This window comes from Nostoc cf. edaphicum LEGE 07299 (assembly GCF_015207245.1).
Classification (GTDB): Bacteria; Cyanobacteriota; Cyanobacteriia; order Cyanobacteriales; family Nostocaceae; genus Nostoc; species Nostoc edaphicum_B.
Genome location: NZ_JADEXF010000352.1, coordinates 1 through 5,135, shown reverse-complemented (window position 1 = coordinate 5,135; position 5,135 = coordinate 1). Strand labels below are relative to the sequence as shown.

The 5,135-nt window shown below is 42.4% G+C and carries 8 protein-coding genes; 4 read left to right on the top strand and 4 right to left on the bottom strand.

What is annotated here, in order from left to right; all coding sequences use genetic code 11:
- Both IQ229_RS12365 and IQ229_RS12360 read right to left on the bottom strand, forming a co-directional pair.
- Positions 1 to 1,009 (bottom strand): aminotransferase class I/II-fold pyridoxal phosphate-dependent enzyme (locus tag IQ229_RS12365; protein WP_194044078.1); only part of this gene is annotated, 1,009 nt, incomplete at its 3' end.
- Between the two features lie 133 nt (positions 1,010 to 1,142).
- Positions 1,143 to 1,325, bottom strand: a complete 183-nt coding sequence (locus tag IQ229_RS12360; RefSeq protein ID WP_194044076.1) for a hypothetical protein — start codon at positions 1,323 to 1,325, stop codon at positions 1,143 to 1,145.
- Positions 1,326 to 1,415: 90 nt separating this feature from the next.
- Between IQ229_RS12360 and IQ229_RS12355 the strand changes: the two genes are divergently transcribed.
- The gene (locus tag IQ229_RS12355) at positions 1,416 to 1,643 is read left to right on the top strand and encodes an antitoxin (RefSeq protein WP_194044074.1); all 228 of its coding nucleotides are present in this window, start codon (positions 1,416 to 1,418) and stop codon (positions 1,641 to 1,643) included.
- Here the strand turns inward: IQ229_RS12355 and IQ229_RS23975 are convergent.
- Positions 1,572 to 1,793, bottom strand: coding sequence for a hypothetical protein (locus tag IQ229_RS23975; protein ID WP_228013419.1), 222 nt, complete (start codon positions 1,791 to 1,793; stop codon positions 1,572 to 1,574). The two genes, IQ229_RS12355 and IQ229_RS23975, sit on opposite strands and share 72 nt — an antisense overlap.
- Before the next feature lie 79 nt (positions 1,794 to 1,872).
- On the opposite strand from IQ229_RS23975, the gene IQ229_RS23970 reads away from it, so the two are divergent.
- The 3 genes from IQ229_RS23970 (at position 1,873) to IQ229_RS12340 (ending at position 3,882) form a co-directional block, all read left to right on the top strand.
- Positions 1,873 to 2,094, top strand: a complete 222-nt coding sequence (locus IQ229_RS23970; protein WP_228013418.1) for a type II toxin-antitoxin system VapC family toxin — start codon at positions 1,873 to 1,875, stop codon at positions 2,092 to 2,094.
- An 88-nt stretch (positions 2,095 to 2,182) separates the two neighbouring features.
- The gene (gene rbsK, locus IQ229_RS12345; RefSeq protein ID WP_194044071.1) at positions 2,183 to 3,124 is read left to right on the top strand and encodes a ribokinase; all 942 of its coding nucleotides are present in this window, start codon (positions 2,183 to 2,185) and stop codon (positions 3,122 to 3,124) included.
- Positions 3,125 to 3,240: 116 nt separating this feature from the next.
- Positions 3,241 to 3,882 (top strand): transaldolase family protein, encoded by a 642-nt coding sequence (locus tag IQ229_RS12340; RefSeq protein ID WP_194044069.1) that lies wholly within the window; start codon positions 3,241 to 3,243, stop codon positions 3,880 to 3,882.
- 25 nt (positions 3,883 to 3,907) lie between these two features.
- Here IQ229_RS12340 and IQ229_RS12335 read toward each other — a convergent pair whose 3' ends face one another.
- Positions 3,908 to 4,801 (bottom strand): LysR family transcriptional regulator, encoded by an 894-nt coding sequence (locus IQ229_RS12335; RefSeq protein WP_194044067.1) that lies wholly within the window; start codon positions 4,799 to 4,801, stop codon positions 3,908 to 3,910.
- Between the last annotated feature and the right edge of the window lie 334 nt (positions 4,802 to 5,135).

The following is a 5,135-nucleotide window of genomic DNA, read 5'->3' as shown; positions in this document are numbered from 1 at the left end:
CATCGGGGGTATGCAGTTGATAACCCATGCCTCGCAGCGACGAATCCATCCAATCTCGCTTTTTTTGTAAATGTTCGATATTTATGTTTATTTTTTCTAAGTCGGTTAGGGCATACTGCATTAGTACGCTAGGAAAACACCAACCAAAAGCACTTCCTTGTAACATGGCGATTACTCGCCTTATTTCTTCCCTCTTGGGCATAGTGGAGGGTAGAGCGATATATCCGATACGTTGACCTGGAGCCATTAAGGTTTTACTGTAACCATATACCAAGAAAGAAAATGGGTAAAACTGGGTAGGGCTGGGACAAGATTGGTTATCAAAAACAACGCGGCTGAAGGTTTCATCAGAAATCATGTAAATCGCCTTGCCGTAGAGTTTAGAAGCCTCAGCTAGTATAGTTGCCAAACGTTCTAGGGTACTAGCTGAAAAAATCTTACCTGTAGGGTTGTGAGGTGAATTGACAATTATTGCCCGAGTTCGTTCAGTAATTGCTTCAGCGATCGCCTCCAAATTCATATCGAAGGTGTTGGTATCTACAGGCACACCCACTGGAACCGCACCTGTAAAATGCACCATACGCCTATAACCTAACCAGGGTGGAGTCAAAATAATTACCTCATCTCCCTCCCCAGCTAATATTTGCAAACAAATCGCCAAACCGACTATAGTACCATTAGTCATAAAAATATCTTCAGGCAATATAGAAATTCCGCGTTTATCCTGAAGAGATGCGGATACAGTAACCCGTGATTCGGGAATATTTCCCTTGTAGCCATACCAACTGGAGTTTTGCGGTACACTCCAACGTTGCAGCGCTTCTACAAACCCTGGAGGTGGCATTTCATGAGCATCACCCAAGGAAAAATCAAGACTTTCAGGCTCAGTTCGGCGGCTCATATAGGTCGCTGAAGCGTAAAATTTACTTATAGGCGTTTGGTAATCTAATTTCTTCAATAACTGTGGTGAGATAAAGTGAATTTTGCCTTCATCTGTCGTATTCGGCATAACCCCAGCCTTTGATTGCAATCTGATGCAGGCAGTATATAGCAGTTATCAGTTGGGTGCAATATAGTAACAGCAGTGAGTGAACCAGCCAATAATGTCTTTTTTAGTTATTGCTAATGGCGATCATACTACTCTATGTCATTGCCACCGCCTTTCTCGTGCAAGTTTCTGAGTAAGGGTGATATTTATGCAATTTGCGATCACTTTCGGCAAGAAATAACTGGCCATAGGCGATCGCCTTTACCATATTGATCCTTTTGTCACCATCATATTCCTCGGCAGGACTGCTAGGATTTCCATAGATTCGGTTTAACAATGAGCTACTCAACCAAGTTTCAGAGTTGCATTTATCAAATTTCGTGCTAACCAGACCAGCAATATTAGCTAATTTCAGGACAATAACACCATGAACACTGCCAAACTCACCACTGATGGCACTCACCAAATCGTTATTTTGCCAGAAGATTTTCAACTCACTGGCACTGAAGTCTATATCAAAAAAATTGGTAACGCTATTGTCCTCATTGCCAAAGATAACCTCTGGCAATCCCTCATCGATAGTCTAGACAATTTTTCTGATGACTTCATGACTACCAGAGATCAGCCAGTTATTGACACTAGAGAAAGTTTTTAAATGCGATACCTGCTTGATACCAACATCTGCATTTACCTGATAAAGCAAAAACCCCAAAAAGTACTGGATAAATTTCAAACCCTTAGCATTTCTGATGTTGGTATCTCCTCTATCTATCACCATTGCCGAACTAGAATATGGAGTTGCCAAAAGGAGCTAGTGCGTTGGGCGGCTTTGCCGACTTGAAGCAACTAGCGTTCAACAGCAAGAGAAAAACCGCATTGCCCTAATGCAATTTCTGCTACCTCTAGAAATTGTCGAATTCAATCAGGCATCTGCAACGATTTACGGCAGCATCAGAAGTGATCTCGAAAGTAGAGGACTTATTATTGGTGCAATGGATATGCTCATTGCTTCTCATGCGCTGAGTTTAGGAGTTACCCTAGTCACCAATAATGTGCGAGAGTTTTCTCGTATTCCTACCCTCCTATTAGAAAACTGGGTTGAGTAGTTGTCAATATGCGAGATGTGATATATTGCGTTACTGCCATCCTGTAATATCAATCAAAATAACTTTAAGCTCAAGAGAAATCAGCATCATGAGTATTATCGTCTTCGGCAGCATAAATATAGATTTGGTAGCAACAACACCCCGGTTGCCAGTTGCAGGAGAAACGTTGCTAGGAGAAGATTTTTTTAAAGTTTCGGGAGGGAAAGGAGCCAATCAAGCCGTAGCATTAGCAAAATTGGGCATTCCTACCCAGATTGTGGGGCGTGTAGGTGCAGACGATTTTGGTAAGGAACTTGTTAACAATTTGCAAACATCTGGTGTGCAGACTGATAACATTTTTGTGGATGAAACTGTTAGTTCTGGAGTCGCTATTATCACCGTGAGTCAGACTGGTGAAAATCAAATTGTTGTCATTCCTGGTGCAAATGGGCGCGTCAATCAAGAAGATGTAGAGCGATTATCCCACTTATTACCAGAAGCTACGGCACTACTTTTACAACTAGAAATTCCTATGACTGCCGTAGTTGCTGCTGCTAAAGCCGCAAAAGGTGCAAATATAAAAGTAATTTTTGACCCCGCACCCGCACAATCTAATTTACCAGATGAACTGTATCCATTGGTGGACATTATTACACCGAATGAAGTTGAAGCAGCGCAGTTGGTTGGTTTTCCTGTGAATGGAGAGGAACAAGCCGCCAAAGCAGCTGCGGTTTTATTGCAACGGGGTGTGAAATGTGCGATCGTCAAACTAGGTGCTAAGGGTGTTTTTTGTGCCACTGCTGAAGAAAAGTTTTTTGTACCCGCGTTTTCAGTTCATGCAGTTGACACAGTAGCCGCAGGCGATGCTTTCAATGGTGGTTTAGCGGCGGCACTTTTTGAAGGACTTCCCTTACATCAAGCAGTTGTTTGGGGTGCAGCAGCAGGTGCTTTGACAGCGACAAAACCAGGCGCACAAACTTCGCTACCGGATAGGTTTACATTTGATGCATTTCTCAAGGAAAGGGCAATGGGTAGTAGTTTTCAAGGGTAGGTATTTAAAAAAGTATAGATAAACAAGTAAAATACTTCTCTGATAGGGGCAGAGCTTCTGGACGATGTATGGTGTGTAGCAGGAGAAATGCAGATAGGAAAAGTGAGGAATTAAGTATGGCATTATATCTAGACTCAGCGATCGCATCGGAAGCTGAAGTTGTTAAGCTTTGGGGATGGGTAAAAGGTATCACAACAAATCCCACGCTGTTATCTCAAAGCGATACACCACCAGAAACCACGCTCAAAAAATTAGTTGCCTTGACAAATGGCCCGTTATACTACCAACTTATGGCATCCGATAAAGCTGGGATGCTAGCTGAAGGTAGAAAAGCTTTCGAGATTATTGGTTCACAAACAATTTTGAAGATTCCTGCAACACCCTTAGGGTTTGAAGTGGTGGCGAGTCTATCACCAGAAATTACCTGTTCGGTGACAGCGATTTATAGTGCAGCACAGGCAGCAGTAGCACGGGAAGCAGGAGCTAAAATTGCCATAGCTTATGTAAATCGAGCTACCCGATTGTTAGGTGATGGTATTGCTTTAGTGCGGGATATGGCTAGCGTACTCAAAGGTAGCGATACGGAAATCTTAGCAGCTAGTATCAAATCTCCTGAAGAAGCGGCCGCATCGTTGCAAGCTGGGGCGAATCATTTAACTTTACCATTGGCAATGTTGCAGGCGATCGCAACTCATGAATTCTCCCAAAAAACTGTTGAAGAATTCGCTAAAGGAGGCATCGGTTTAAGTAATTCGTAATTCGTAATTCGTAATTCGTATGTGTTCAAGAAGTGAATTTAGCTAAACTATAAAAATCAAATTTACTCAACATCTCCAAAAATGTGAATACCGCAGGTACTTGCAGAGCATTAGATAAAGTTGCAGTTGCAATGACTCTTTCGAGGGGTGCAGGCAAACTGTATACCTGCACCTTTGAGGGAATGGGTACAGCTGCTAAACGAGGCATAATAGCTGCTCTCAATCCTTGATTCACCATGCTAACGACTGTGGAATCTTCTTGAATGTCGCTAGCAGTATGGATTGGAATTGCCAAAGTCTTCAGGTGGTTGTGAAGAATGCGTCCACAGGGTGTACAAGGGAGCAAAACCGGCGGATAGGCTGCTATGTCTTCCCAAGTAATTTGCGGACTGCTAATTTTGGTATCTGGTGGTAGTAAAGCTACATACTCATCCCGAAAAATTTCCCAGGTTTCAAATTCTTCACCAGTTGGCAGACAGGTAATACCAATATCAGCACGTCCATCATGCAAACACTGCTCTACATCCGTGAAAGCAGCACACTCTATGATTGTGACAGCAATCTCTGGGAATTGATTGTGAAATTGGGCGATCGCTTTTGGTAATAGATGAGTAGCAACGCTCCGAAAAGCCGCAATTCGCACATGACCACCGTGTAAACCTTTATGCAGGTTTGCTTCGTGTTGCATCATCTTTAAATGCTGCATTGCTTGCCGCGCATGATACAAAATGCGCTCTCCAGCAGGTGTCAGCACAGCACCGTGACGACCTCTAGCAAATAATGGCACACCTAATTCTTCTTCTAGGGTAGCGATCGCATGACTAATTGCAGGTTGGGAAAGCTGCAATTCTAAGGCTGCCTCACTAAAGTTACCACAATCTGCTACTGCAACTATGGCTCGGAGTTGGGAGAGTTTCATAGGCAATTGATGAGAACAAGGGTATACACATCCTGACTTTATTGTGGCAAAAAGGTTGTATTAGTGATTTTTGATATCTATAAATCCCATTTATAGAACCTATGCAAGCCATGATTTGATTCCTAACTGAGATGTTGTTACTGTTTTATTTACTGAGCAACTTTCAGGAATAATTTTATGAACAATAACATTAAGTGTCTATCAACAGAAGATATAGAAATAAATTGTAGCTCGTCATTCCAGAAAAAAATCCACTCAAACTTCTGGAAATCTCTGCATCTGATTTGGGAAAATTTTGTCAAAAAACTCCTAGCAGATCCGAATGAATTACAAG